The sequence below is a fragment of the Micromonospora sicca genome (assembly GCF_003172935.1).
Classification (GTDB): Bacteria; Actinomycetota; Actinomycetes; order Mycobacteriales; family Micromonosporaceae; genus Micromonospora; species Micromonospora sicca.
In genome coordinates this window covers 1-25,252 of sequence record NZ_QGKS01000406.1, presented here as the reverse complement: position 1 = coordinate 25,252, position 25,252 = coordinate 1, and the positions used below count along the sequence as shown (strand labels likewise).

The window sequence follows — 25,252 nt, the reverse complement described above, 5'->3', positions numbered from 1 at the left end:
TTCACCTCCCGTTCGCCTTCCGGACAAGGCAGAGCAGGTAGCCGTCGCCGTCACCGCCGACGCGGTAGAGGACGTATCCGTCGTCGCCGGGGCGGAAGTGCGGCTCGCACGCCACCGCCGACCGGCTCCGTGCGGCGGCCGGGTCGTCCACCCGGCCGACCACCGCGTACGCGGCCCGGGCGCCGGTGCAGGGGACGATCGTCGCGTCGTCGACCGACGTAGCCCCGGTGCCGGCGACCCGGGGCAGCTCGGCGACGCAGTCGCCGGCCTTCGCGTCGGCCGTGCCGTCGCGGCCCAGCAAGCCGCCGAGGGGTCCGGGACCGAGCTTGAGCACCGCGCCCACCGCGAGCGCGACCAGCACGCCGAGGATCAGCACGACGACGCCGAGGACCGTGCCGATCCGGGACCGCCCGGCGGCCGGTGTGGACGGGGCGACGGGCTGCTGCTCGCTCTCCCGTGCGGGGGGTGCGGGAGCGACGGCGACCTGCTCTGACACGGGCGTTCCTTCCGGGGTGGGGTGAGAGCAAGCGACACCGTAGCGATCAAGATCGGGTCGCGCTGCACCGCCCCGTCCATCATGGACGCACGAGGGGCACCCACCGGATCGGTGGGCGCCCCTCGGTGTGGTTCAGCGGGTCGGGCTCGGCTCCGGGACCGTGCCGGTCGGGGCCGGAGTCACCGTCGCGCTGGGAACCGCGGTCGGCGTGGCGGCCGCCGTCGGCAACGAACTTCCCGACGGCGCCGGGGTCGCCCCGCCCCCGTTCGCCCCCGGCGGCACCGGTGCCGTGGCGGGCGGCCGCGGCCGGAACGGGGCCATTTCCGGGCAGTACGGGTAGCCGGTGCGCAGCGCGGCGTCCGGCTGGGCCGGGTCGACGCACGACGGGTAGCCGAGCCGGATCGGCACGCCGTTCTGGTCGAAGAGCCGGGCGTTCTCCACCAGCCGCCCCTCGCTGTCGTAGACGAAGACGTCCTGGACGCTGTCGTACCGGTCGCCGACCGACACCCCCTGGTAGCCGAAGTCGTCCCACTGCGACCGCTCGTCGAGGTTGACGAGCAGGACCAGCCCGAAGACCACCAGCACGAGGGCGCCGGCGTGCATCAGCCGGCGCGGCCACCGCCGCAGCCGGTCGGAGTTGCGACCGAGCCAGATCGAGGCCAGCACGGCGGCGACGAGCACGAGCAGGCCGGTGACCTCGCTGAGGAAGGGCCGGGGCACGAGGGTGAGGTCACCACTGAAGATCGCCGAGAGCAGTGCCGCCGCCAGGTAGCCGCGCAGCACCCACCAGGCCGGCCGGAGCAGGCGGAGGAACTCGCTCGCCGAGGCGTACCCGAGGATCGGACCGAGACTGGTGTCGAGGCCGGACAGCCGGGCGCGGGCCCGGTGCGCGGCGGCGGCGATCCGCCGGTCCAGGCCGCCGCGGGCGCCGAGCGGCTCGCCGGCGCCAGCGGCCGCGCGCAGTTCGGCGGCGTACGCCTCGGGCTCGCCGAGCCGCTCGACCAGCGTGCCGTCCGCCTCGGCGGCGACCTCGGTCAGGTGCTCCGGCAGGTCCTCGGTCAACTCGTCGCGGACGGCGGACGGCAGGTCGGCCAGTGCGGCCCGCACCCGGTGGACGTAGTCCGCGATGTCCTGCCCAGTGACGGTCATGCCGCCATCCCCCGATCGTCGAGCAGTGCGTCCATGGTCGTGGCGAACGAGCGCCAGGTCTTGCCGGAGCGGGCGAGCTGGTCCCGGCCGGCGGCGTTGAGGGCGTAGTACTTGCGGTGCGGGCCGGATTCGCTCGGGACGACGTAGGTGGTGAGCAGGCCGGCGGCGAAGAGCCGGCGCAGGGTGCCGTAGACCGAGGCGTCGCCGACCTCCTCCAGGCCGGCCTCGCGCAACCGGCGCAGGATGTCGTAGCCGTAGCCGTCCTCCTCTCGGAGCACGGCGAGGACGGCGAGGTCGAGCACGCCCTTGAGGAGCTGCGTGGTATCCACGCTTTCGACACTAGTGCGGATTGCGTAGTACCGTCAAGAAAACACTAGCGGACGTCGGCGCCGTCGTATGGTCGGAAGCATGTCGTGGAGCAGCTACGGATCCTTCCTGGTCTTCGCCACGGTGCTCATCCTCATCCCCGGCCCGGACTTCGCGGTGGTCACCCGGAACACCCTGGCCGCCGGCCGACGGCGCGGCAGGTGGAGCGCGGTCGGGGTGACCGGCTCGAACGCCGTGCAGGGCGTCGCCGCCGCGGCCGGGCTGGGCGCGCTGATCGTCCGCTCCCAGCCGCTGTTCGAGACGATCCGCTGGGCCGGCGTCGCCTACCTGGCGTACCTGGGCGTGCAGGCCTGGCGCTCGGCCTGGCAGGGCCGGTACGCCCCGCTGGCCGACGACGGCCCCACCCCGTCCGGCGAGGCGTTCACCGGCTTCCGGCAGGGCTTCCTCTCCAACATCACCAACCCGAAGGTGCTGGCCTTCTACCTGGCCGTGCTGCCGCAGTTCGTCGGCGGCTCCGCGCCCCTGGCGGTGCTGCTGCTGTTCGCGCTCAGCCACGCGGTGCTGGGGCTGGCCTACCTGCTGGTGCTGGTCGCGACGATGAACCGCGCCCGCGAGCTGCTGTCCCGCCGCCGGGTCCGACGCTGGCTGGACGGGCTGACCGGGGTGGCCCTGCTCGGCTTCAGCGCGCGCCTCGCCACCGAGCGCGCCTGACCACCGCCCGCCCGCTCGGCTGCTACACCCTGTGCTGGGTGACGTTGATGACGGCGCCGTTGGGGTCGCGGACGAAGAACCGGCGTAGCCCCCAGGGCTCGTCGGTGAGCGGGTAGACGATCTCGGCACCCGCGGCGACGCACCGCGCGTGCACGTCGTCGACGTCGTCCACCTCGATCGACACATCTGGGTGGACGTCCGCGCGGATGTCCCGCTTCATGACCGAGAGCTGGACCTCGCGGGTCTCCCCACCGAAGAACAGGATCCAGTCGAGCCCGTCACCGCCGTCCAGCCCGATCAGGTCGGTGTAGAACCGACGGCTCCCGTCGAAGTCCTCGGAGCGGATGTTCGGCTTGATCCGCTTGACCGCCATTTCGGCAGCCTAGGCGGCTTACCCCGTCAGCGCGAGGCTCCAGGCGATGCCGCCCGGCAGTTGCGACAGAATCTGCGCTGGACGGGTCAGAGATAGAGCCTTTTCCAACCTGATCTTGCAGGTCAGGGCGGGTGTGGCAGACCCGGACATCGATGAGGACGAGGCTCCAGGTAAGACGGCCCGTCCCGCACTGCGGGTCGCCGCGGCGTTCACCGAGCTCGCCGAAGCGATCTGACAGGTAGTCGGCGGGCCTAGCGTGTCCGCCGATCCGGTAACGCAACAGCGCCGGGGTTCGAATCCCTTCGGGCGCGCATCTCCCCAGGTGAGCCGGGTCTCGGCTCCAAGATCAAGCCCATCCTTTTCGGTGGACCTCGTGCCGTGCCCGTGCGTCCATGCCCGCCGCGTCGTCGTGAACCAGGGGACCCCGGCACGCGCCAGGCGGTCGCGCACCCACGCCCACTCCGGCGGACCCGCGCCCTCCTCGCCGTACCGCGCGTCGTGCTCCGCCACCGGATCCGTCACTGGATCAGCCATGCCGATCGACCCAAGTGATGAGTTGTCGCGCCCGCACCCGTCACACCTACGACGGGACACGACGAGACGGAAGGATGACGTGATGAGTGCGGACACGCGGCTGGAGGAGCTGGGCGTGAGCGGTCTGGGCGAGAGCGGTCTGGGCGGGTGCGGTCTGGGCGAGGTCGACGAGCCGGCGTTCTCGGGGCTGGCGGAGCGGCACCGGCGGGAGCTGCACGTGCACTGCTACCGGATGCTCGGGTCGTTCGAGGACGCCGAGGACACCGTGCAGGAGACGTTCCTCCGTGCCTGGCGGCGGCGGGAGACCTTCGAGGGGCGGTCGACGTTCCGGGCCTGGCTGTACCGGATCGCCACCAACGCCTGCCTGGACCTGCTCGCCAAGTGCCGCCCGGAGCCTGCGACCGGCGGCGAGGTGCTGTGGCTGCAGCCCTACCCGGACCGGCTGCTCGACGAGCTGCCCGCGGGCGATGCGGACGAGCCGGAGAGCGTCGCCGTCGCGCGGGAGACGATCGAGCTGGCGTACCTGGTCGCGGTCCAGCACCTCGCGCCGCGCCCGCGGGCCGTGCTGATCCTGCGGGACGTGCTCGGCTGGCCGGCGAAGGACGTCGCGGAGCTCCTCGGGGACTCCGTCAACTCCGTGAACAGCGCGCTGCAGCGGGCCCGCGCCGGCATGCGGGAGCACCTGCCCGCAGAGCGGCAGGACTGGACCGGCGGCGAGGAGGACGCCGGGACGCGCGAGCTGGTGCGCCGCTTCACCGACGCCAGTGTGGCCACGGACATCGACGTGCTCGCTGCCATGCTGCGGGACGACGTCCGCTGCTCGATGCCGCCCACGCCGGGCCTGTACGTCGGCCGCGACGCGGTGGTGAACAGCTGGGTCGAGGATGGATTCGATGGCATGAAGGGCCTGCGCGCGGTCCCCACCTCGGTGAACCGGCAGCCGGCCGTCGCCTTCTACCTGTGGCGGAAGCGGGAGGGCGCGTACCTGCCGCTGACGATCGACGTCCTGCGCGTCACCGGCGGGGCGATCACCGAGATCGTCATCTTCCACGACGACCAGTTCCCGCGGCTCGGGCTGCCGGAGCGCCTGCCGGCGGACGGCACGGAGTAGTCCCGGTGTGGACGCTCACGCTGCGCGGTGGCGCGCGTGTCGCGGTGGTCGCGGCGGAGTGGTGCGACGCGTTCGGCGTCGTCACCCGCGGGCGGGTGCAGCTGGAGCTGCGCGACGGCGAGCCCGGGCCGGTCGTCGGACGCGACGCCGGGTTCTGGCTCCGCGGCACCGGCATCCACGCCCTGCGGAACCCCGGCCGTCGCACGGCGAGGGTGCGCATCGTCACCCCCAGGGCCAGGACCGTCACATGCTGGTCAACACACCCCGTACGCCAGTTACCGAATGATGGAGGAACGACATGAACAGCATGAATGACACCGGGGTCGTCGCGGGCCCGGCATCGGGCCGGACCAGGCACACCCACCGACTCCGCGGGCTCGCCGGCACCGGCTTCATTGCCACGCTCGCAGCGATGGTGGCCACCACCCTCGCCGCTGCGCTTGCCCAGGCCGTTGGCGTCGACTTCGAGGTCCCCGATGGTGGCGAGACGATCCCGTTGTCCGGGTTCGCCGTGGTGACCGGCTTCTTCTCGGTCGTGGGCATCGTCATTGCCGTCGCTCTTCTTCGTTGGAGCGCTCGCCCCACCGAGCGATTCGTGTGGACCGCAGTGTCGCTGACCGCGATCTCGTTGGTCCCGCCCCTCCTCTCCGGGGCAAACACCGCCACCACCACCGCCCTCCTCGGACTACACCTCGTCCCTGCGACGGTGATGATCCCCACCCTGGCGCGGAGCCTCCGCACCCGGACCGATTGACGATCCCGCAACGGGACAACGCGCGGCGCAAGGGCGTGCGCGAGCGCACTAACGCGGCCCCGGTGCTGCCACCCTCCATTCCAGGTTCCTTTTCTTGGCCAATCCGAAAGCTGAGTCGCGTGTGCGAAGAAGCACAGGGCACCTTGCGGGATGAAGACCAAACGCCATCCGCTTCGGTCGGTCGCGTCACCCTGGCCGACCCCGCCGTCGCGCGCCCCCACGTGGATTCGGCTCCTGCGCGGCGGCTTGAGCCGGGATCTGACCCTCTCTCGGGTCGACGTCAGGCTCAAGCCGCGCCAGGACGCGCTCGCAGCCGAGCCCTGACACCTACGCCTGCGGGAGGCTGCCACGCCGTAGCCGACGGGGCAGGGAGCGCTGTTTGTGACGTGGGAGGTTGGAAAAGGCTCATAGATGAGCCTCGGTCGGATGGTCGGCACCGATGACCGAGGACGTTATGGCCATGGCCGAGATAGCGGCCTTCCTCGGTGTGTCCAGGCAGCGAGCCAACACGCTCGCTGAGCGCGCAGACTTCCCCGTCCCGATCGCCCACCTGACCGTCGGCCGAGTGTGGCGGGCGGCGGACGTCAGGGCTTGGGCTGCGAAGCGTCGCAGCGACCTTGAGGGCGAACCCGGCTAGCAGACCGCGCAGGGGCCGACCCTGCTACAGAATGCTGTAGCAGATGCCGTCGAGGATGTCGTGCTCGGAGGCGACCACCGACGGCATGCCGGCCCGCTCCATGATCACGCGGAGCACCAACGCCCCCGCGCCGATCACGTCGGCCCGGCCCGGGTGCATCACCGGGATGGCGAGCCGCTGCTCCCGGGTCTTCGCCAGCAGGTCGGCGGTGACGTCGGCGACCTGCTCGTACGACACCCGGGCGTGGTGGATGCGCGCCGGGTCGTACTCGGTCAGGCCCTGGGCGACGGCGACCACGGTGGTGACCGACCCGGCGAGCCCGACCAGCGTGGCGGCCTCGCGGCCCGGCACCACCGCCAGCGCCCGGTCCACCGCGACCACGATGTCGGCCTGGGCTGCGGCGATCTCGTCCAGGGTCGGCGGGTCGCCGTGCAGGTGCCGCTCGGTCATCCGGACACAGCCGATGTCCATTGAGACGGCGGCTTCGACGCCGCCCTCGCGGGTGCCGACCACGAACTCGGTGGAGCCGCCGCCGATGTCGACCACCAGGTACGGCTGCTCGGCGTCGGCGGGCAGGCCGCGCACCGCGCCGGTGAACGAGAGCCGGGCCTCCTCGTCGCCGGTCACCACCTCGGGCTCGACGCCGAGGGTCTGCTCGACCATCGCCCGGAAGTCGGCGGCGTTGGCCGCGTCGCGGGTCGCCGAGGTGGCGCACATCCGGACCCGCTCGGCGCCCAGCTTCTCGATCTCGGCGGCGTAGGACGCCAGCGCGACCCGGGTGCGCTCGATGGCCTCGGGGGCGAGCCGGCCCGTCCTGTCGACGCCCTGGCCGAGCCGGACGATCTCCATCCGGCGGGTCACGTCGACCAGCGGCGCCTGCGGGCCGGCCGACGGGTCGGGCAGGTCGGCGACCAGCAGTCGGATGGAGTTGGTCCCGCAGTCGATGGCGGCCACACGCGTCGTCACGGCAGCAACCCTACGGCAGCGCCCCGACCCGGGTGCCACGGTCACGGGCGCAGCCCGCTGTGCCACTCGTCGGGCCGGTCGCTTCCGGGGCCAACGTCCCCGGAGCCGCCCAGCAGGTGCCCGCCGAGCGGCGTCAGCCGGTGCAGCACCGAGGCGCCGTCCCGTCCGGTCCGGATCAGACCGGCGGCCCGCAGCGCCGTCAGGTGTTCCGACGCGGTGGAGAGACTGACCCCGACCGCCCCGGCCAGCGCCGTGGTGGTGTGCCGGCCCGGCTCAGCCAGCCGGCGCAGCAACGCCGCCCGGGTGGCCCCGAGGAGCCGGCCGAGCGGATCGGCGCCCGGGACGGCCGCGCTGCGCGGCATCGCGGCGGGATAGACGAGCAGCACCGGCCGCTCCGGCTCGACCAGCACCCGGGGGCGCGGGCCGGCCACGGGCGACGGCAGCAGCACGAGCCCTTCGCCGGTGCCGGTCACCTCCCCGCTCCACCAGGTCCGCACCTCCAGCACCGGCGGCCGCCAGCCGATCGCCGGGTGCAGCCCGGCGAAGAGGCCGTCCAGGCCGTTCTCGGCCAGCCGGTGCGTGGCGGTCGCGACCTGGTGCCGGTGGGCGGATGCGAGCTCGGTCCAGTGCGGCGCGAGCACCGCGCCGAACCAGGTGGCCACCGCCTGCTCGAACAGGTCCAGGATCTCCGGGTCCGCCTCGGCGAACCGGCGCCGCAACGGCGTCGGCGGCAGGTCGGCGTACGCCGCGGTGAGCTCGGCCCGGACACGTCGGGGCGGGGTGGCCCGGATGGCCGCGAGGCCGGCCGACACCGATTCGAGACCCTCGAACGGGGTGAGGAAGTCCGGCAGCCGGCCGCGGGCGGGCAGCAGGTGCGCCAGCGACGCGGCGGCGGCCCGCACCGGCACCGGCGTCGGCGCAGTGGTGTCCGCCTGCGGCGCGGCGAGGGCCGGCACCAACCCGGCGGTGGCCGGATCGCGCAGCGCCTGACGGGCCAGCATCGCCGTGCCGACCGGGTGCAGCCGTCCGGCGAACCGCACCCGGCACAGGTCCGCCGGGGTGAGATGAAGACGGAGCATACGGGCAGCGTGCCGCTATTCGGCGAGAGCCGAAAGGGTTGCCCCGCCGGGCCCGGCTCACCACTGTGGACGGGGAGTCCACGAAGGGGGCGGGGCGTGCGGCGGACGATGGCGGTGCTGACCGGGTTCTGCCTGGTGATCTTCGGCGCGGCGTGCGGTGACGAGCGGGGGCGTACCCGGGCGGCGGCCTCCCCGCCCCCGTCGGCCGCCGAGCGGCCCGCGGCCGGCGACCACCGGCTCACCCTGCGGCACGACGGGACGGAGCGGAGCTATCTACTGCACGCCCCGCCCGGCTACGACCCGGCCACGCCGCTCCCGCTGGTGATCGCGCTGCACTTCTACCCCGGCGACGGGGCGGCGATGCGGCAGATGGTGGGCCTGGACGCCAAGGCCGACCGGGAGCACGCGCTCGTCGCCTACCCGGACGGGCGGTACGGCGGCTTCAACGCCCTGATCTGCTGCGGCTCGTCCGACGACGTCGGCTTCCTCAAGGCCCTCACCGCCCACCTTGTCGACACCTGGCGGGCCGACCCGGACCGGGTCTACCTCACCGGCATCTCCAACGGGGGCGACATGAGTTTCCGGGCCGCGGTCGAGGCCGAGGGAGTGTTCGCGGCGATCGGCGTGGTCAGCGGCGGCTACAGCGGGCCCCGGACGGCGGCGGAGGACTACGTGCCGAAACGTCCGGTCTCGGTCATCACCTTCATCGGCGGCCAGGACGTCTACGCCGACATCTTCAGCGAGGGCATGCGAACCTGGCAGCGGCGGCTGGGCTGCCGGCCCGCACCCGGCCCGCGCCGCACGGCGCCCGCCGGGATCTCCCGGACCGACGCGCGCTGCGCCGACGACAGCGACGTCACCGTGTACACCATCCCGGACATGGGCCACTCGTGGCCCGGGGCGACCGCCGGCCAGCTCGCCGCGCCGCGGGCGGGTGTGGTGGCCACCGACCTCGTCTGGGCCTTCTTCGCCGCCCACCCCCGGCGGACCTGATCCCGCGCCGCCGTGGGCGGCCGTCAGAGGCGCAGCAGCATGCGGGTGTTGCCGAGGGTGTTCGGTTTGACCCGTTCCAGGTCCAGGAACTCGGCGACGCCCTCGTCGTACGAGCGCAGCAGCTGCTCGTAGACCGGCTGCGGCACCGGCGCGCCGTCGATCTCCCGGAAGCCGAACGAGCCGAAGAAGCTGGTCTCGAAGGTGAGCACGAAGATCCGGGCCACGCCCAGCTCCCGGGCGGAGTCGATCAGCTCGCCGACGATCCGGTGGCCGAGCTTCCGGCCCCGGCAGGCCGGGTCGACCGCCACCGTGCGGATCTCGGCCAGGTCCTCCCACATCACGTGCAGCGCGCCGCACCCGACCACCGTGCCGTCGGGCGCCACCGCGACCCGGAACTCCTGCACGTCCTCGTAGAGCGTGACGGTGGCCTTGCTGAGCAGCCGCCGGTCGTCGGTGTAGGTGTCGACCAGCCGCCGGATGCCCCGAACGTCGCCGGTGCGGGCGCGGCGCACCACGATCTCGTCGGAGACCGACATGCTCACTCGCCCGCCGGGACGTCCACGCACGGGCCGGCGGCCCACCACTTCTCCACCAGCGCGAGGGTCTCGTCCCCGAACGGGTTGACCCCCGGCCCGGCGCCGAGCGCGTGCCCCAGGTGCACGTGCAGGCACTTCACCCGGCCGGGCATGCCGCCGGCCGAGATGCCGGCGATCTCCGGCACCTCGCCGATCGCCTCCCGACGGGTGAGGTAGTCCTCGTGCGCCGCCCGGTAGCGGGCGGCCAGCTCCGGGTCGGTGCCCAGCCGGTCGGCCATCTCCTTCATCAGCCCGACCGACTCCAGCCGGCTGCACGCCGCGGTCGCCCGCGGGCAGGTCAGGTAGAACAGCGTCGGGAAGGGCGTGCCGTCGGCCAGCCGGGGCGTCGTCTCCACCACGTCCGGCAGGCCGCAGGGGCAGCGGTGGGCCACCGCCCGGGTGCCGCGGGGCGGGCGTCCGAGCTGCGCGGCCACCGCGGCCAGGTCGGCCTCGGTGGCCGGCTGGCGCTCCGGCGGGGGTACGGAACCCGCCGCCGGGTCCTGCGGTGGTACGACAGTCACGGTGCCCATCTCTCGTTCGGTGCTCAGGTGGTGCTCACTTGTCGGGCCGCTCGGCGTTGGCCGCCTGCACGCTCGACCACAGCGTGTCGTACCAGGGGTCCGGCGCCTTCGGCGGCCCCGGCTTCGCGCCCTTGCCGGCGTCCTTGGCGGCGCCCTCCGGGTCGGAGAGCACCACGAGCAGCGTCTCCCCCGGCTTGCCCATGAAGAACCGCTCCCGGGCCTGCGTCTCGATGTACGCCGGGTCCTGCCACTTGGCCGCCTCGGCGGTGAGGTCTTCGATCCGCCGGCGCTGATCGGCCTGGGACGCCTCCATCCGCTCGATGTCGCGCTGCTGGTCCAGGTACACCCGGACCGGATAGGTGTACGCCAGGGCGAGCGCGATCAACACCGCGAACAGCACGGTGGCGCGCCCGGTGAAGCGCCGGGGGTGGGGTGCGGAGAGCCGCTTGACCGTGCCGCCGGCAGCCGTCCGCCGGGCGGCGGCGGGCCGGTTCGCGGAGCGTACGCCCTCCGCGCCCCGGGCCGTGCCGGGCGACCGGCCGGCGGCGCCGCGCGGCTCGGCGCGGACGCCACCCTCGCGGACCGACGACCGGGCCCGAGGCCCGCCCGCCCGGCCGGCCTGACCCGGCCGACGGGCGGGACGCTGGCCACCCGGTGTGCGGCGCTGCTGCATCGTCACACCCCTCCCCCGGAGCTACGCGCTCAGGCCGAACGGTAACGCGGGAACGCGCCCGCACCGGCGTACCGCGCCGCGTCGGCCAGCTCCTCCTCGATGCGCAGGAGCTGGTTGTACTTCGCGACCCGGTCGGAGCGGGCCGGCGCGCCGGTCTTGATCTGACCGCAGCCGGTGGCCACCGCCAGGTCGGCGATGGTGGTGTCCTCGGTCTCGCCGGAGCGGTGGCTCATCATGCACTTGAAGCCGGCCCGGTGGGCCAGGTCCACCGCGTCCAGGGTCTCGGTCAGCGAACCGATCTGGTTGACCTTCACCAGCACCGCGTTGGCGGCCTTCTCGGTGATGCCGCGGGCGATCCGCTGCGGGTTGGTGACGAAGAGGTCGTCGCCGACGATCTGGATCCGGTCGCCGACCGCCGCGGTCAGGGTCGCCCAGCCGCTCCAGTCGTCCTCGGACAGCGGGTCCTCGATGGAGACGATCGGGTAGTCGCCGATGAGCTTGGTGTAGTAGTTGCTCATCTCCTCGGCGGTCTTCGCACTGCCCTCGAAGGTGTACTTGCCGTTGTCGAAGAACTCGGTGGCGGCCACGTCCAGGGCGAAGACGATGTCGGTGCCCAACCGGTAGCCGGCCTTCTCCACCGCCTCGGCGATCAGGTCCAGCGCGGCGGCGTTGGTGGGCAGGTTCGGGGCGAAGCCGCCCTCGTCGCCGAGACCGGTCGACAGGTCCTTCTTCTTCAGCACCGACTTCAGCGCGTGGTAGACCTCGGCGCCGGAGCGCAGCGCCTCCCGGAAGCTCGGCGCGCCGATCGGCGCGATCATGAACTCCTGGATGTCGACGTTGGAGTCCGCGTGCGCGCCGCCGTTGAGGATGTTCATCATCGGCACGGGCAGCAGGTGCGCGTTCGGGCCGCCCAGGTAGCGGAACAGGCTCAGCTCGGCGCTGCCCGCGGCGGCCTTCGCGATCGCCAGCGAGACGCCGAGGATGGCGTTGGCGCCCAGCTCGGCCTTGTTGTCCGTGCCGTCGAGGTCGAGCATCTTCTGGTCGATCAGCCGCTGCTCGCTGGCCTCGTACCCGATGAGCTGGTCGACGATCCTGTCCTCGATGTTCGAGACGGCCTTTTCGACGCCCTTGCCCTGGTAGCGGTCCGCGTCACCGTCGCGCAGCTCGATCGCCTCGAAGGCGCCGGTGGAGGCGCCGGAGGGCACGGCGGCGCGGGCGATCGTGCCGTCGTCGAGCCCGACCTCGACCTCGACCGTCGGGTTGCCCCGCGAGTCCAGGATCTCCCGGGCGACGATTCCCTCGATGGTTGCCACTGAGTCGCTCCTCGTTTGTGTGTTCCGGTCCGGTATGGGCCGCGACGGTGCGGCTGAGGCAGGTGTTGCACGCAGCGTATCGGGCGACGCCCGGTCGCACGTCTCCACCCGGTGAGCGACGGACGTACGGACCCGCACGCGAATCCCACGCCCGACGAAGGGTGACACGGACATTCCCGGATTCTCGGGCGTCAACCGGCAACGGGTTTGCGAGAGGTCGCCTCGATCGACAAGGCTGGGCGCCATGCCCGCCGCCTCGACCACCCTCCGCGTGCTCGCCACCTCGGTCATCGCGTCGCTGACGGTCACCGGGTGTCAGGCGCTCGACGACGCCGGACAGGCCCTCGGCCGGGCCGACCTGGTCAACGACCTGGCCGCCCGGATGGACCGGGCGCTCGAGCAGACCTGGGCCGCCGACTACCAGCGCCCCGGCGGCAAGACCGCCTCGATCGCCCAGACGGAGGATCCGCTCCGGTCGGCGTACACCTGGCCGGCCGGCAAGATCACGGTGACCCAGGAGGCGTTCACCCGGTGCGCGACGACCGCCGGCCGCACCTCGTGCACCCTGCTGCCGCCGGTGCTGACCGCCGGGAAACCGTCGGTCGCCGTCTACACGGAGGCCGGCAAGCTCGGCCTGGTCACCCCGCCCGCCGTGATCAGACTGCTCACCGAGGCCGCCCTCGACCCGGCGGCGACCATCGAGCAGAGCGACACCACGCTCGCCGGACACCACGCCACCTGCGTCGACGTCACCCGCTCCGGTGACCGGTTCGACGCCTGCGTCACCACCGAGGGGGTGCTGGGCAGCTTCACCGGCACCCTGGACGGCAAGCCGGCGGAGGTGGCGCTGACCGGCTACACCGAGACCGTCGACCCGACCACCTTCGACGTGCCGCCCGGGGCCGGCGTGGTGGACCGCCGCCGCGCGGCGTCCTGACCGGACCGGCGCCTCCCGCCCCTGACGGGCGTTCCGGTCCGGCCCCGCCGGCGGCCGGCGCCGGCGCGTCCGACGCGGTGGCCTCATCGGGCGCGGGCCAGCCGTTCACCGACCGCCGCGGCGACGAGAAGCGCCGCGAGCACGCCGAGCGCCGCCGCCGGCGGCAGCGCCCGGCCGAGCGGCAGCAGGAGCAACGCCGCCACGGCGGCCGCCACCTGCGCCGGCCGGACCGCCTGCTCGGTGAGCCGGCGGAAGAGCAGCCGACCGGCAAGGTAGACCGTGGCGCCGCCGTACAGGGCGACGGAGGCCGACCAGCTCAACGTGCCACCGCCGGAACGGCGGCCACCGCCGTCCTGCTCGGCGACGTGCGCGAGCACCTGCTCGATGCCGAGCGCGACGTAGATGACCCCGATGATCAGCAGCAGGTGGGTGACGCTGTAGGCGTCCGCCGCCATCCGGGCCCGCCGGTCCCCGCTCGCCGCGGCGAGAGCGCGGGCCGCCGCAGGCGCGGCGTCGGCGAAGTACAGCCACCACAGGCAGACCGTCACGGCCAGGCCGACCAGCGCCACGCCGAGGACCGGCGGCGCGATCACCGCCGACCTGGCACCGACCCCCGCCGCGACCAGCGACTCGCCGAGCGCGATGATCAGGACGAGTCCGTGCCGTTCGGCGAAGTGGCTCGGGCTGCGCAACGGCCAGACGCCGCGCCACGCGTACGACAGACGCTGCCCGCCGATCTCGATCACGAACGCCGCCACCCACAGCACGGCATGGGCGGCCCCGCCCAGCAGCGCGCCGAGCAGGAGCGGCACCCAGCCGAGGGCGCTGACCGTCGCGAAGAACCGGATCCGCGCGCGCAGTCCGGGGACGGCGCCCGCCACCCAGTGGTACAGCAGCAGGTGGACCGCGCGGAGCAGCACGTAGGCCAGGACGAGGAGCAGCGGCCCGTCCAGGCCCGGCCCGGACGACCAGGAGCGGGGCATGACCAGCGCGGCGACGAAGAGCGCCGCCATGGCGACCAGGATCCCCGCACGGACCAGACCGACGTCGGCCCGCGTCTGGTTGCCCAACCAGGCGTACGACGACCAGGCGAACCAGAGCAGCACCAGCAGGAGCAGGCCCTGCGCCATGGCCACCGGGGTCGGCGGCTGCCCGATCAACGCCATGATCCGCGTGAGCGCGAAGACGAACACCAGATCGAAGAAGATCTCGAACGTCGTCACCCGACCGTCCGGGGCGGCCGGCACCGGGGCCCGCGGCCGGATCCGCACGTCGTCGGGCCGGGACGCGTTCAGCTGCGGAGGAACGCGAGCAGATCCTTGTTGACCTGATCCTGATGGGTCGAAGTGATGCCGTGCGGCGCGCCCGGGTAGTAGATGTCCTGCGCGTTCCGGACGAGCTGGGCGGTCTTCCGCGCCGAGTCCTTCACCGGGACGATCTGATCGTCCTCGCCGTGCAGCACGAGCGTGGGGACGTCGAACTTGGCGAGGTCGTCCCGGAAGTCCGTCTCCGAGAACGCCTTGATGCTCTCGTACGCGTTCCACAGCCCGGCCTGCATGCTCCACAGCCAGAACTGGTCGAGGATCCCCTTCGAGACCTTCGCGCCGGGCCGGTTGGCGCCGTAGAACATCTGCGCCAGGTCCTGGTAGAACTGCGACCGGTCCTTGACCAGGTTCGCGCGCAGTTCGTCGAACACGCTGATCGGGAGGCCCTCCGGGTTGTCCGGGGTCTGCACCATGATCGGCGGTACGGCGGAGATGAGCACCGCCTTGGCGACCCGGCCGGTGCCGTGCCGGCCGATGTAGCGGGCCACCTCGCCGCCGCCGGTCGAGTGGCCGATCAGCGTCGCGTCCCGCAGGTCGAGCGCCTCGATGACCGCGGCGAGGTCGTCGGCGTACCCGTCCATGTCGTTTCGCGTGCCGGACTGGCTGGACCGGCCGTGGCCGCGACGGTCGTGGGCGACCACCCGGAAGCCGTTCTGCGCCAGGAAGAGCATCTGCCCGTCCCAGGCGTCCGCGCTGAGGGGCCAGCCGTGGGAGAAGGTGACGACCGGACCCTCGCCCCAGTCCTTGTAGTAGATGTCCGTGCCGTCTTTGGTCGTGACGAAACTCATGCCGCTACCTTCCTGGTCACAAAAGTGGGGTGCGGACGACCGAGCCGCGCGCGCAGTCTCGCCGCAGGCCGGCAGGGGGAGGTCGACTTCACCCGATGCTAGGTCGGCCCTCGGCCGGGAACGGCCGGTTCACCGAAACGCGCTGCGGGCGAAGGGAGAGGCCCCCGACCGGTCGTTGCCGATCGGTCTCCATCGCCACGACTACCCTCGTACGGATGTCGATCCCCCAGCCGGTCCGCGCACGCTTCCTGCCGGGATCGGACGCCACCGTCCCGCCCGCCCCCGACGACCTGGCCCTGCCAGTGGCCGGCCGCCGGCTGTTGACCGCACCGGACGGCGGCTTCCCCCGGGTCGCCGACCTGCCGCCGGAGACCCGCTGGGTGCCACTGGGCACGCTCGACGGGGTACGCGCCTGGGGCGCCGAGGTGGTCCCGGGACAGCACGACGGGGGGCGCTGGCGCAGCTGGCGCGTGCTCGCCGCCGAGCTGCCCGAACCGCTCGCCACGCTCGCCGGTCGGGCGCTGGCGGTGCTCACCTGGCGGCGTACCCACCGCTGGTGCGGCGCCTGCCGGGAGGAGCTGGCCGACGTGCCCGGCGAGACGGCCCGCCGCTGCCCCGGCTGCGAGTTGTACGTCCCGATGGGGCTCTCCGCCGCGGTGCTCACCGCGATCACCCGCCCCGGCCCGGCCGGCGGCGCCAACGAGCTGCTGCTCGTCCGGCACGCGTACGGCCCGGCGGAGCTGTGGGCGCTGGTCGCCGGCTTCCTGGAGGCGGGCGAGTCGCTGGAGGCGGCGGTGCACCGGGAAGTGGCCGAGGAGGTCGGGCTGGCCGTCGGCAGGGTCACCTACTTCGGCAGCCAGCCCTGGGCGATGTCCGGGCCGGGGACGCTGCTCGCCGGCTTCACCGCCACCGCCGCCGACCCCACGGCCGAGCCGGTGGTCGACGGGCGGGAGCTGACGCAGGCGCGCTGGTTCCCGGTGGACTCGCTGCCGGCGGAGCTGCCGCCGGCGTACTCGATCTCCCGCTGGCTGATCGACGCGGCGGTGACCGCCGCGCGGCGCTGAGCCCGCGCGGCGCCCGGGGCCGCAGGCCGGGGCCAGGGAGGGCAGCGCCGCAGGTGGTCCGCCGGCTCAGACGCCCAGCAGGGTGCGCAGGTGCCGGGGCGGCGGGCAGTCGTGCGCCAGCATCGCGTCGTGCCACTCGCGCACCGACACCCCGTCCGGCCGGGACCGGGCGATGTCGGCCATCTCGCTGTAGCCGACGAAGTACGTGGAGAGCTGGGTGGAGGTCAGCAGCGCCCGGCGCCACTTGCCGGCCGCCTCGCCCTCCTCCTGGAAGCCGCGCCCGGTCATCAGCGCCATCGCCTCCGACTCGGGCAGGTCCTCGCCGTGCACGAGCTGGTCGAGCAGCGCGTTGATGGTCATCCGCAGCTGCATCTTGAGCTGCTGCAACCGCACCGGCAGCCCGCCGAAACCGAGGCCGGCCATCAGCTCCTCGGTGTAGACCGCCCAGCCCTCGACGAACACGCCGGACTCGGTCAGCGCGCGGACCCGGGTGGGGCCGGCGTACCGGCGGGCGTGGGCGAGCTGGAGGAAGTGACCGGGCACCGCCTCGTGCACGGTCAGGTTGCGGATCATGTGGTCGTTGTACTCCCGGTAGAACGACTCGACCCGGTGCGCCGGCCAGTCCGCGGGGGTGGGCGCGATGCAGTAGAAGGTGGGCAGGTCGGCCGTCTCCAGCGGGCCCGGCGAGTCGCAGTACGCCACCGCGACCCCCCGGGCGAACTCCGGCATCTCCTGGATCACGCACGGGTCTTCGACCAGGGTGATCAGGTCGTGCGCGCGGACGAAGTCGCTCGCCTCGTCCAGGGTGACCGAGGCCAGCTCCACGATGGACTGGTCGTCGGGGTGCTCGGCGGCGAGCAGGTCCAGCGCCCGGCGTACCGTCTCGTCGTCGGCCGGACCGCCGACCAGCTCGACGGCCGCCTCGCGGATCTCCGCGGTGACCCGCTCCAGGTTGGCCCAGGCCCGGCGCTGCACCTCGGCGGCGCCCAGCTCGGTGTCGAGGGTGTGCCAGAGCCGCGCCTCCCAGCGGCGCCGGCCCAGCCGCGGGTCGCGCCCCGGCCCGGCGTCGGCGGCCAGGCCGATCCGCAACCAGGCCACGAACTCCTCCAGCGCGGCGATCGCGTCGGTCGCGGCGGGCTCGACCCGGCCGTACAGCCCCGGCGCCTCGGCCAGCAGCCGGGGCACCTCGTCGCGGATCAGCGCCGCTGTGCCGGTGAACTGCCCGACCGCCGTCTCCACGTGGATCCGCGGCATGTCGCGCAGCGTCGCGCGCGCGGTCGCCAGGGCGTCCGGTACGGCCGACAGCCGCCCGGCGAGGTGGGACAGCCGCTCCTCGACGGGCGCGTACGGGCGGGCGAGCAGCGCGTGCAGCAGCGGACCCGGGTTGTGTCGCAGTGGGTCCCACTCGTGCGCGCGGATCTCCGTCGACTCGAACATCGCCCGGTCGACGAGGCTGCTCAGCAGCGCGTGGTCGACGCCCTCCTCGACGTCGAGCGAATCCGGGTCGATCTCGGAGAGCGCGTCGGCGGCCTCCTTGAGCATCGCCTGGTCGGCTGCGACCGCGTCCGCGGAGAGGTCGGGCAGCCGGTCGTCGTACCGGTGGTCCCCGGCCGACGTGGCCAGCCCCGGCCGGCTCTCCAGCAATGCCTCCACGATCCGCTCGGCGAGCGGCACGAACGACTCCATGCCCCGACCCTACCGACCTCGCGGCACCTCGGCCGCCCTTCGGTTGATCATGAAGTTGTTGTCACTCGGCACGACGGGTCGTGACAACTTCATAATCAACTCGGCTGGTCGGCGCGGGCCTCGCGTTCGGCGGTGCGGACGGCTTCGGCGTAGGCCAGGGTGGTGCGACGGAGGGCGGCCTCGGGGTCGATGTCCGCCTGCCGCGCCGCCGCCACCGTGGCGAGGAGGCTGGCGCCGAGCCTGGCCTCCGGGTCGACCTGGGACTCCGCGAGCGGGGGCGGGACGGCGAGCCCGACGCGGGCGGCGCGGTCGAGGATCTTGGCGGCCAGGGCGAGGGCGGGCTGGCTCAGCGCGATGCCGTCCAGCACCGACTCGCGGGCCTTCTCGGCCCGCTTGATCCGCTCCCAGTTCGCCTCGATCTCCTCCAGCGAGCCGGTCCGCTCCCCGGAGAAGACGTGCGGGTTGCGGCGGACCATCTTGTCGACCAGCCCCCCGGCCACGTCGTCGACGTTCCACCGCTCGTCCTCGGGCAGGTCCTCGGCGAGGCGGGCGTGCAGCAGCACCTGAAGCAGCACGTCGCCCAACTCCTCGCGGAGAGCGTCGGTGTCGTCGGCGCTGATCGCGTCGTACGCCTCGTAGCACTCCTCGAGCAGGAAGCCGGCGAGGCTGCGGTGGGTCTGCGCCCGCTTCCACGGGTCACCGCCCGGCGAGGCCAGCCGGTCCATCACCTCGACCGCGTCCAGCAGCCGGGCCCCCGGCGGATCCCACGAGCCGTACATCAGCTCCAGCTCGGCCAGCCCGGGCTCGCGGGCCAGCCGCAGCCCCAACTCCCGGGCCAGCGCCTCGTCGCCGGCCGGGCCGGCCAGCCAGACCGCCGTGCCGTGCGCGGCCACCGCGTCCAGCAACGCCTGCGTCGCGCCGCCCTCGACCTGCACCGAGACCTCGGCGCCCGCCGAGCGGACCGCCGCCGTCAGCGCGCTCTCCGCGCCCGCCAGCACCGGAGCGGACCGTACGACGTCCCAGGCGGCCGCGGTCAGCAGGCCGGCCGGCAGCCGGGGCGAGGTGACCAGCAGGACGATCCGCGCGGACATGCTCAGGAGGCGGCCTGACCGGTCGCCTCGGTGGCCACCGGCTCCGGCGTGGAGACGTCGGTCACCTGGCCGTTGCCGTGGACGTACGGCAGGTCGTACTGGCGGAGGCCGCTCTGGGTCTGCAGCAGCGCCGGGATCTCCAGCGCCCGGAAGCGCGGGTTGACCGTGACGTCGAGCTTCTCGACCTCGTCCTGCAGGGCCGCGCTCACCGCGGAGACCTGGCGGGTGAACGGCGCCTGCTCGAACTGCTGGCGCTGCTCGTCGGCGGACCAGCCGGCCGGGGCCACGCCGGCCTTGACCAGCGCGTCGTAGAGGTCACCGCGCGAGTCGTCGGTCAGCTCGGCCGGCGGCAGCCCCGCCTCCAGGCCCAGGTAGAGGTCGTACCACTCGGCGGCGAGCTGCGCGTACTCGGTGTCCGGCACGCCCAGCTCCTTGCCGATCTGCGCGGCGCTGAGCTGGTCCTGCACCTCGACCTTCTTCTCCTCGGCGATCCGCTTGCCGAGGTCGATGCCGACCAGCAGGTTGAGGATGTCCTGCCGGTCCACGTTCAGCTTCAGCTGCTCCGGCGACGGGGTCGCCCCCTGCTGCGCGGCGGAGGCCTTCACCGACTCCTCGTACGCCGCCTGGGCCTCGTCGTGGATGGCGTCCACCCGGTCCACCGAGTAGGTCCGGTCCCCGACGTACGCGGCGACGTCCGGGGCGGACCGACCGCAGGCGGCGAGGGGGAAGACAGCGAGGGCCGCGACGCTGGCGGCGGCGATGAGACGGCGAGCACGCATGACGGTCACTCTCTCACGCCCGCCACCCGGCTGTGACGCCGCCCACCGGGCCGGCTCACCGGGCCCCCGCCAGGGCCGGCTCGCCCAGCACATCCTTGAGGAGCTGGGCGCACCACTCCAACAAGGCCTGGTCGCGCAGCGGCTCGCCGCCCACTCGGCGGGTGCTCGGGCGCGGCACGCTGACCTGGTCCTGGGCCTGCTTGTAGACCGAGTCCGGGTGGTAGCGCTTGAGCCGCAGCTGCTTCGAGTCGGGCAGCGGCAACGGGCCGAACCGCAGGTGCTTGCCCTGCATGGAGACCTCGCTGAGGCCGTACCGGCGGGCCAGCAGCCGGAACCGGGCCACCGCGACCAGGTTCTGCACCGGGGCGGGCGGCTCGCCGTACCGGTCGGTCATCTCCGCGACCACCTCGCGCAGCCGCTCGTCGTCGCGGGCCTCGGCGAGCTTGCGGTACATCTCCAGGCGCAGCCGCTCCACCCCGACGTAGTCGTGCGGCAGGTGCGCGTCGACCGGGAGGTCGATCTTGACGTCGGCCTCCTCCTCGGGCTGCTCGCCCTTGAACGCCGACACCGCCTCGCCGACCATCCGGACGTACAGGTCGAAGCCGACGCCCTCGATGTGGCCGGACTGCTCGCCCCCGAGCAGGTTGCCGGCGCCCCGGATCTCCAGGTCCTTCATCGCCACGTACATGCCGGCGCCCAGCTCGGTGTGCTGGGCGATGGTGGCCAGCCGCTCGTGCGCGTGCTCGGTGAGCGGCTTCTCCGGCGGGTAGAGGAAGTAGGCGTACGCCCGCTCCCGGCCCCGGCCGACCCGGCCGCGGATCTGGTGCAGCTGAGCCAGGCCGAGCAGGTCGGCGCGCTCCACGATCAGGGTGTTGGCGTTCGGGATGTCGATGCCGGACTCCACGATCGTGGTGCAGACCAGGACGTCGAACTCCTTCTCCCAGAAGCCGACCATCACCTTCTCCAGCGCCTCCTCGCCCATCTGGCCGTGCGCCACGGCGACCCGCGCCTCGGGCACGAGCTCCCGGATCCGGCGCGCCGCCCGGTCGATCGACTCGACCCGGTTGTGCAGGTAGAACACCTGCCCGTCGCGGAGCAGCTCGCGGTGGATGGAGGCGGCCACCTGCCGGTCGTCGTACGCCCCGACGAAGGTCAGCACCGGGTGCCGCTCCTCCGGCGGGGTGGCGATGGTGGACATCTCCCGGATGCCGGTGATCGCCATCTCCAGCGTCCGCGGGATCGGGGTGGCCGACATGCTCAGCACGTCGACCGAGGCGCGCAGCGTCTTCAGGTGCTCCTTGTGCTCGACGCCGAAGCGCTGCTCCTCGTCGACGATGACCAGGCCGAGGTTCTTGAACCGGGTGGCCGTCTGGAGCAGCCGGTGGGTGCCGATGACGATGTCGACGGTGCCGTCGGCGATCATCTCCAACGTCCGCTCGGACTCCTTCGGCGTCTGGAACCGGGACAGCTGCCGGATGGTCACCGGGAACTGACCCATCCGCTCGGCGAAGGTGTTGTAGTGCTGCTGCACCAGCAGCGTGGTGGGCACCAGCACCGCCACCTGCTTGCCGTCCTGGACCGCCTTGAACGCGGCTCGCACCGCGATCTCGGTCTTGCCGTACCCGACGTCGCCGCAGATCAGCCGGTCCATCGGCACGGTCTGCTCCATGTCCCGCTTGACCTCGTCGATCGCGGCGAGCTGGTCCGGCGTCTCCTGCCAGGGGAAGGCGTCCTCCAGCTCCCGCTGCCACGGGGTGTCCGGGCCGAACGAGTGCCCCTTGGACGCCTTGCGGGCGGCGTAGAGCTGGATCAGCTGGGCGGCGATCTCGCGGACCGCCTTGCGGGCCCGGGCCTTCGACTTCTGCCAGTCCGAGCCGCCCATCTTGTGCAGGGTGGGCTGCTCGCCGCCGACGTACCGGGAGAGCTGGTCGAGCTGGTCGGTGGGGACGAAGAGCCGGTCGCCGGGCTGGCCGCGCTTGCTCGCGGCGTACTCGATGACCAGGTATTCCCGGGAGGCGCCGTTGACGGTGCGCTGCACCAGCTCGACGTACCGGCCGATGCCGTGCTGCTCGTGCACCACGTGGTCGCCGGCCTTGAGCTCCAGCGGGTCGATGGTGTTGCGCCGCCGGCTCGGCATCTTGCGCATGTCCCGGGTGGAGGTGCCCCGGCCGCCGGTGACGTCGTTGCCGGTGAGCAGCACGAACCGGGACGCCTCGTCGACGAAGCCGCCGGTCAGGCAGCCACAGGACACCAGCAGCTCGCCGGGGGCGGGCGCGGTGGGGACCGCCTCGGTGAGCCGGGCGCCGAGACCGGCGTCGCGGAGCACCTCGACGGCCCGCTGGGCGGGGCCGTGGCCCTCGAAGACCAGCGCGATCGACCAGCCCTCGCCGGCCCAGCGCTTCAGGTCCTCGACCACCCGGGCGGTCTCGCCGTGGTAGAGCGGGGCGGGCTGGGCGGCCAGGGTCACCGCGATCGCGTCGTCGGGGCTGACGTCGACCTCGGTCGGCTCGTCCTCCCACGGCTGGCGGACCGGTGCGGTGGCGTCCGCCTCGACCAGGCCGAACGGCGCGAGGGTCCACCACGGCTGGCGCAGGGCGCGGGCCGCCGTGCGTACGTCGCCCAGGGTCTTGAACGCGGCGGCGCCGAGGTCGACCGGGGCCTGGCCGCCGACGGCGGCCGCGGCCCAGCTGGCCTGGAGGAACTCCTCCGAGGTACGCACCAGGTCGTGCGCCCGGGTGCGGATCCGCTCCGGGTCGCAGAGCAGCACGTGGGTGCCGGCCGGCATGCAGTTCAGCAGCAGTTCCAGGCTCTCGTTGCCGAGCAGCGCCGGGACCAGCGACTCCATCCCCTCGACGGGGATGCCCTCGGCGAGCTTGTCGAGGATCTCGGCCAGCTCCGGGTGCTCCTGCGCCAGGGCGGCGGCCCGCTTGCGGACCTCCGGCGTGAGCAGCAGTTCCCGGCAGGGCGGCGCCCAGAGCTGCGGCACGCCCTCGATGGTGCGCTGGTCGGCGACGGCGAAGGTGCGGATCTCCTCCACCTCGTCGCCCCAGAACTCGACCCGGGACGGGTGCTCGTCGGTGGGCGGGAAGACGTCGAGGATGCCGCCGCGGACGGCGAACTCGCCCCGCTTGGTGACCAGGTCGACCCGGGCGTACGCCATGTCGGTGAGCCGGCGGGCGACCTCCTCCAGATCCGCCTCGTCACCCGCGGCGAGCTGCACCGGCTCCAGGTCGCCGAGCCCCTTGAGCTGGGGTTGCAGCAGCGACCGGACCGGCGCCACGACCACCCGCAGCGGCCCGGTACGCCCGTGCGCGTCGGCGGAGCCCGGGTGGGCCAGCCGGCGCAGCACGGCCAGCCGCCGCCCGACCGTGTCGGAGCGGGGCGAGAGCCGCTCGTGCGGCAGCGTCTCCCAGGACGGGAAGACCGCCACCTGCTCCGGCGGAACCAGGCTGCCCAGCGCCGAGGCGAGGTCGTCGGCCTCCCGGCTGGTGGCGGTGACGGCCAGCACCGGGCGGCCGGCGCCGCCCGCGGGCTCGTCCGCGGCGACCGCGGCGACCGCGAACGGGCGCAGCGCGGCCGGGGCGGTGAGGTCCAGGCCGTCGACCTGGGCGGCACCGGAGCGCGCCAGGTCACGGGCCCGGGCCAGGCCCGGGTCGGCCAGGGCGGCGGCGAACAGTCCGGTGAGCATCAGTGATCACTTCCCGCGGATGGCACACGACGATCACCCCGCGCCCGGTCTGGACGGGGGGTTTGCGAATCGACACTATCTCTCCGGGGGGACGATCGGCCGCCACGCCGTCGAGGAACACCTGAGGGAGACCGAATGCCTGCGGAGGGAACCGGCAGTGATCCACGCCGCAAGACCACGCCGGCCCGGTGGCGGGTGCTGGGGCACCCGGACGGGATGCTGATCTACCAGGTGCACTGCATCGTGGAACACCACGGCTGGACGGAGCCCGCCGCCGAGGACCGCTACAAGATCATCCTGGGTCGCTCGGGCGCCTACCAGCGCCGCCTCAACGGCCGGCCCGGTGTCTCCGACGCCACCTCGGTGCTGATCACCCGCCCCGGGGACGAGATGGCGGTCTCCCACCCGTACGGCTGCGGCGACTCGTACACCTGCTTGGAGATCGACCGGGAGGTGCTGGCGGACCGGCCGGACGCCGTCGGCTGGCTGGACCGGCCCGGCTGGGCGGGCACCTCGGACGCCTCCCTGGACCTGGCGCACCGGCTGCTGGTGGCCGAGTGCCGGCGCGGGCTGGACCGGTTCGAGATGGCCGAGCGGCTGCACCGGTTCCTGGGCCGGCTGCTCCAGCACAGCGCGCTGGCCGGGGAGGAGGCGGGCGCCGAGATCGAGCGGGCGGTCCGGCGACGGCCGGCGACGCTGGCCGCGCACCGGCGGCTCGCCGACCGGGCCCGTGAGGTGCTGGCCACCTCGGACTTCACCCTCGGCCTGGAGGAGGTGGCCCGGGAGGTGGGCACCTCGCCGCACCACCTCAGCCGGGTGTTCCAGCGGATGACCGGGAGCAGCCTGACCGCGTACCGGAACCGGCTGCGGGTCCGGGCGGTGCTGGACACCCTCGCCGAGCCGGACGGGCGTCCGCTCGGCGCGCTGGCCAGTGAGTACGGCTTCGCCGACCAGGCCCACCTGACCCGGGTGGTACGCGACCAGGTCGGTCACCCGCCGGCCCGGCTGCGCCGGCTGCTCGCGGGCTGACCCTGCCGGCAAAGGTGCCGTACGGGGGCAGTCGACTGTTCCCGGTTGAGTAGGTGTTGGTGGGTGTTGGTGACCTTGGAGGAGTGGCGTGCGGTGTGGGTGGTGCATCGTGAGGGGGATCCGGTGGTCGGCGGCGCGCTGTCGTGGGGGGCGGGGCGATGGTGGTTGCAGGTGAATGTCCTACCGCGTGGTTATCGTGCTCGGCGTGGCACACCAGGAGCGGTTGGGTGTCGTGCAGGCGTACCGGTTCGCGTTGGACCTGACGCCCCGACAGGAGCGGGTGGTGCTGGCTCATGCTGGTGCGGCGCGGGTGGCGCACAACTGGGCGCTGGCCCGGGTCAGGGTGGTGATGGATCAGCGGGCCGCTGAGCGTTCCTACGGCATCCCCGACGGGCAGCTCACCCCCATGATCGGCTGGTCGCTGCCGGCGCTGCGTAGAGCGTGGAATCACGCGAAGGCCGATGTGGCGCCGTGGTGGGCGGAGTGTTCGAAGGAGTCGTTCAACACTGGCCTGGACGCGCTGGCGCGGGGGTTGAAGAACTGGTCCGACTCGCGTTCAAGCAAGCGCGCCGGGCGGCGGGTGGGGTTCCCGGGGTTCAAGTCACGCCGCCGGTCCACACCCTCGGTGCGGTTCACCACCGGGGCCATCCGGG

General features: G+C 73.3%; 24 protein-coding genes. 8 read left to right on the top strand and 16 right to left on the bottom strand.

Annotation, left to right across the window (positions count from 1 at the left end; all coding sequences use genetic code 11):
* Position 1: 1 nt before the first annotated feature.
* The 3 genes from DKT69_RS31555 to DKT69_RS31545 form a co-directional block, all read right to left on the bottom strand.
* Positions 2–496, bottom strand: coding sequence for an LppU/SCO3897 family protein (locus DKT69_RS31555; protein ID WP_109805077.1), 495 nt, complete (start codon positions 494–496; stop codon positions 2–4).
* 132 nt (positions 497–628) lie between these two features.
* Complete coding sequence (locus DKT69_RS31550; RefSeq protein ID WP_109805076.1) at positions 629–1,645, bottom strand: HAAS signaling domain-containing protein; 1,017 nt, start codon at positions 1,643–1,645, stop codon at positions 629–631.
* On the bottom strand, positions 1,642–1,974 hold the full coding sequence (locus tag DKT69_RS31545; RefSeq protein ID WP_088969841.1) for a PadR family transcriptional regulator: 333 nt from the start codon (positions 1,972–1,974) through the stop codon (positions 1,642–1,644). Before DKT69_RS31545 ends, DKT69_RS31550 begins: the two co-directional genes overlap by 4 nt.
* 79 nt (positions 1,975–2,053) lie before the next feature.
* Between DKT69_RS31545 and DKT69_RS31540 the strand changes: the two genes are divergently transcribed.
* Entirely contained in the window at positions 2,054–2,683 is a 630-nt protein-coding gene (locus tag DKT69_RS31540; protein WP_109805075.1) for a LysE family translocator, read from the top strand.
* 22 nt (positions 2,684–2,705) lie between these two features.
* Here DKT69_RS31540 and DKT69_RS31535 read toward each other — a convergent pair whose 3' ends face one another.
* Positions 2,706–3,056, bottom strand: coding sequence for a VOC family protein (locus DKT69_RS31535; RefSeq protein ID WP_109805074.1), 351 nt, complete (start codon positions 3,054–3,056; stop codon positions 2,706–2,708).
* A gap of 616 nt (positions 3,057–3,672) precedes the next feature.
* On the opposite strand from DKT69_RS31535, the gene DKT69_RS31530 reads away from it, so the two are divergent.
* Positions 3,673–4,701, top strand: a complete 1,029-nt coding sequence (locus DKT69_RS31530) for an RNA polymerase subunit sigma-70 (protein WP_109805073.1) — start codon at positions 3,673–3,675, stop codon at positions 4,699–4,701.
* Between the two features lie 412 nt (positions 4,702–5,113).
* Positions 5,114–5,455, top strand: a complete 342-nt coding sequence (locus DKT69_RS40310) for a DUF6069 family protein (RefSeq protein ID WP_236648475.1) — start codon at positions 5,114–5,116, stop codon at positions 5,453–5,455.
* 661 nt (positions 5,456–6,116) lie between these two features.
* Here the strand turns inward: DKT69_RS40310 and DKT69_RS31515 are convergent.
* Together DKT69_RS31515 and DKT69_RS31510 are read right to left on the bottom strand one after the other, a co-directional pair.
* The gene (locus DKT69_RS31515) at positions 6,117–7,046 is read right to left on the bottom strand and encodes a Ppx/GppA phosphatase family protein (RefSeq protein WP_109805071.1); all 930 of its coding nucleotides are present in this window, start codon (positions 7,044–7,046) and stop codon (positions 6,117–6,119) included.
* A gap of 53 nt (positions 7,047–7,099) precedes the next feature.
* Positions 7,100–8,137, bottom strand: a complete 1,038-nt coding sequence (locus tag DKT69_RS31510; RefSeq protein WP_109805070.1) for an ArsR/SmtB family transcription factor — start codon at positions 8,135–8,137, stop codon at positions 7,100–7,102.
* A 96-nt stretch (positions 8,138–8,233) separates the two neighbouring features.
* Here DKT69_RS31510 and DKT69_RS31505 point away from each other — a divergent pair, with 96 nt between their 5' ends.
* Positions 8,234–9,130, top strand: coding sequence for a CE1 family esterase (locus tag DKT69_RS31505; RefSeq protein ID WP_236648474.1), 897 nt, complete (start codon positions 8,234–8,236; stop codon positions 9,128–9,130).
* Between the two features lie 23 nt (positions 9,131–9,153).
* Here DKT69_RS31505 and DKT69_RS31500 read toward each other — a convergent pair whose 3' ends face one another.
* From DKT69_RS31500 to eno, 4 genes are read right to left on the bottom strand one after another with little or no spacing between them, the layout of a single operon-like run.
* On the bottom strand, positions 9,154–9,666 hold the full coding sequence (locus DKT69_RS31500; RefSeq protein WP_109805068.1) for an amino-acid N-acetyltransferase: 513 nt from the start codon (positions 9,664–9,666) through the stop codon (positions 9,154–9,156).
* 2 nt (positions 9,667–9,668) lie between these two features.
* Positions 9,669–10,226 (bottom strand): DUF501 domain-containing protein, encoded by a 558-nt coding sequence (locus DKT69_RS31495; protein ID WP_109805121.1) that lies wholly within the window; start codon positions 10,224–10,226, stop codon positions 9,669–9,671.
* Positions 10,227–10,260: 34 nt separating this feature from the next.
* Positions 10,261–10,899 (bottom strand): FtsB family cell division protein, encoded by a 639-nt coding sequence (locus tag DKT69_RS31490; RefSeq protein ID WP_109805120.1) that lies wholly within the window; start codon positions 10,897–10,899, stop codon positions 10,261–10,263.
* Positions 10,900–10,928: 29 nt separating this feature from the next.
* Entirely contained in the window at positions 10,929–12,212 is a 1,284-nt protein-coding gene (gene eno / locus DKT69_RS31485; RefSeq protein WP_109805067.1) for a phosphopyruvate hydratase, read from the bottom strand.
* 244 nt (positions 12,213–12,456) lie between these two features.
* On the opposite strand from eno, the gene DKT69_RS31480 reads away from it, so the two are divergent.
* The gene (locus tag DKT69_RS31480) at positions 12,457–13,149 is read left to right on the top strand and encodes a hypothetical protein (protein ID WP_109805066.1); all 693 of its coding nucleotides are present in this window, start codon (positions 12,457–12,459) and stop codon (positions 13,147–13,149) included.
* 83 nt (positions 13,150–13,232) lie between these two features.
* On the opposite strand, the gene DKT69_RS31475 is transcribed toward DKT69_RS31480, so the two are convergent.
* Entirely contained in the window at positions 13,233–14,372 is a 1,140-nt protein-coding gene (locus DKT69_RS31475) for a low temperature requirement protein A (protein WP_236648473.1), read from the bottom strand.
* Positions 14,373–14,440: 68 nt separating this feature from the next.
* The gene (locus tag DKT69_RS31470; RefSeq protein ID WP_109805064.1) at positions 14,441–15,262 is read right to left on the bottom strand and encodes an alpha/beta fold hydrolase; all 822 of its coding nucleotides are present in this window, start codon (positions 15,260–15,262) and stop codon (positions 14,441–14,443) included.
* A 215-nt stretch (positions 15,263–15,477) separates the two neighbouring features.
* On the opposite strand from DKT69_RS31470, the gene DKT69_RS31465 reads away from it, so the two are divergent.
* Positions 15,478–16,326 (top strand): NAD(+) diphosphatase, encoded by an 849-nt coding sequence (locus tag DKT69_RS31465; protein WP_109805063.1) that lies wholly within the window; start codon positions 15,478–15,480, stop codon positions 16,324–16,326.
* A gap of 66 nt (positions 16,327–16,392) precedes the next feature.
* Here the strand turns inward: DKT69_RS31465 and DKT69_RS31460 are convergent, their stop codons facing one another.
* The 4 genes from DKT69_RS31460 to mfd form a co-directional block, all read right to left on the bottom strand.
* On the bottom strand, positions 16,393–18,012 hold the full coding sequence (locus DKT69_RS31460; RefSeq protein ID WP_109805062.1) for a DUF885 domain-containing protein: 1,620 nt from the start codon (positions 18,010–18,012) through the stop codon (positions 16,393–16,395).
* A 95-nt stretch (positions 18,013–18,107) separates the two neighbouring features.
* A complete protein-coding gene (locus tag DKT69_RS31455; RefSeq protein ID WP_109805061.1) occupies positions 18,108–19,103 on the bottom strand; it encodes a nucleoside triphosphate pyrophosphohydrolase in 996 nt (331 codons plus the stop codon).
* A 2-nt stretch (positions 19,104–19,105) separates the two neighbouring features.
* Positions 19,106–19,882 (bottom strand): hypothetical protein, encoded by a 777-nt coding sequence (locus DKT69_RS31450; RefSeq protein ID WP_109805060.1) that lies wholly within the window; start codon positions 19,880–19,882, stop codon positions 19,106–19,108.
* Positions 19,883–19,937: 55 nt separating this feature from the next.
* Positions 19,938–23,570, bottom strand: coding sequence for a transcription-repair coupling factor (gene mfd, locus DKT69_RS31445; protein WP_109805059.1), 3,633 nt, complete (start codon positions 23,568–23,570; stop codon positions 19,938–19,940).
* A gap of 135 nt (positions 23,571–23,705) precedes the next feature.
* On the opposite strand from mfd, the gene DKT69_RS31440 reads away from it, so the two are divergent.
* A complete protein-coding gene (locus DKT69_RS31440; RefSeq protein ID WP_109805058.1) occupies positions 23,706–24,599 on the top strand; it encodes a helix-turn-helix domain-containing protein in 894 nt (297 codons plus the stop codon).
* Positions 24,600–24,804: 205 nt separating this feature from the next.
* Positions 24,805–25,252: helix-turn-helix domain-containing protein (locus tag DKT69_RS31435; protein ID WP_161557989.1), on the top strand; the 448-nt coding region annotated here is incomplete at its 3' end.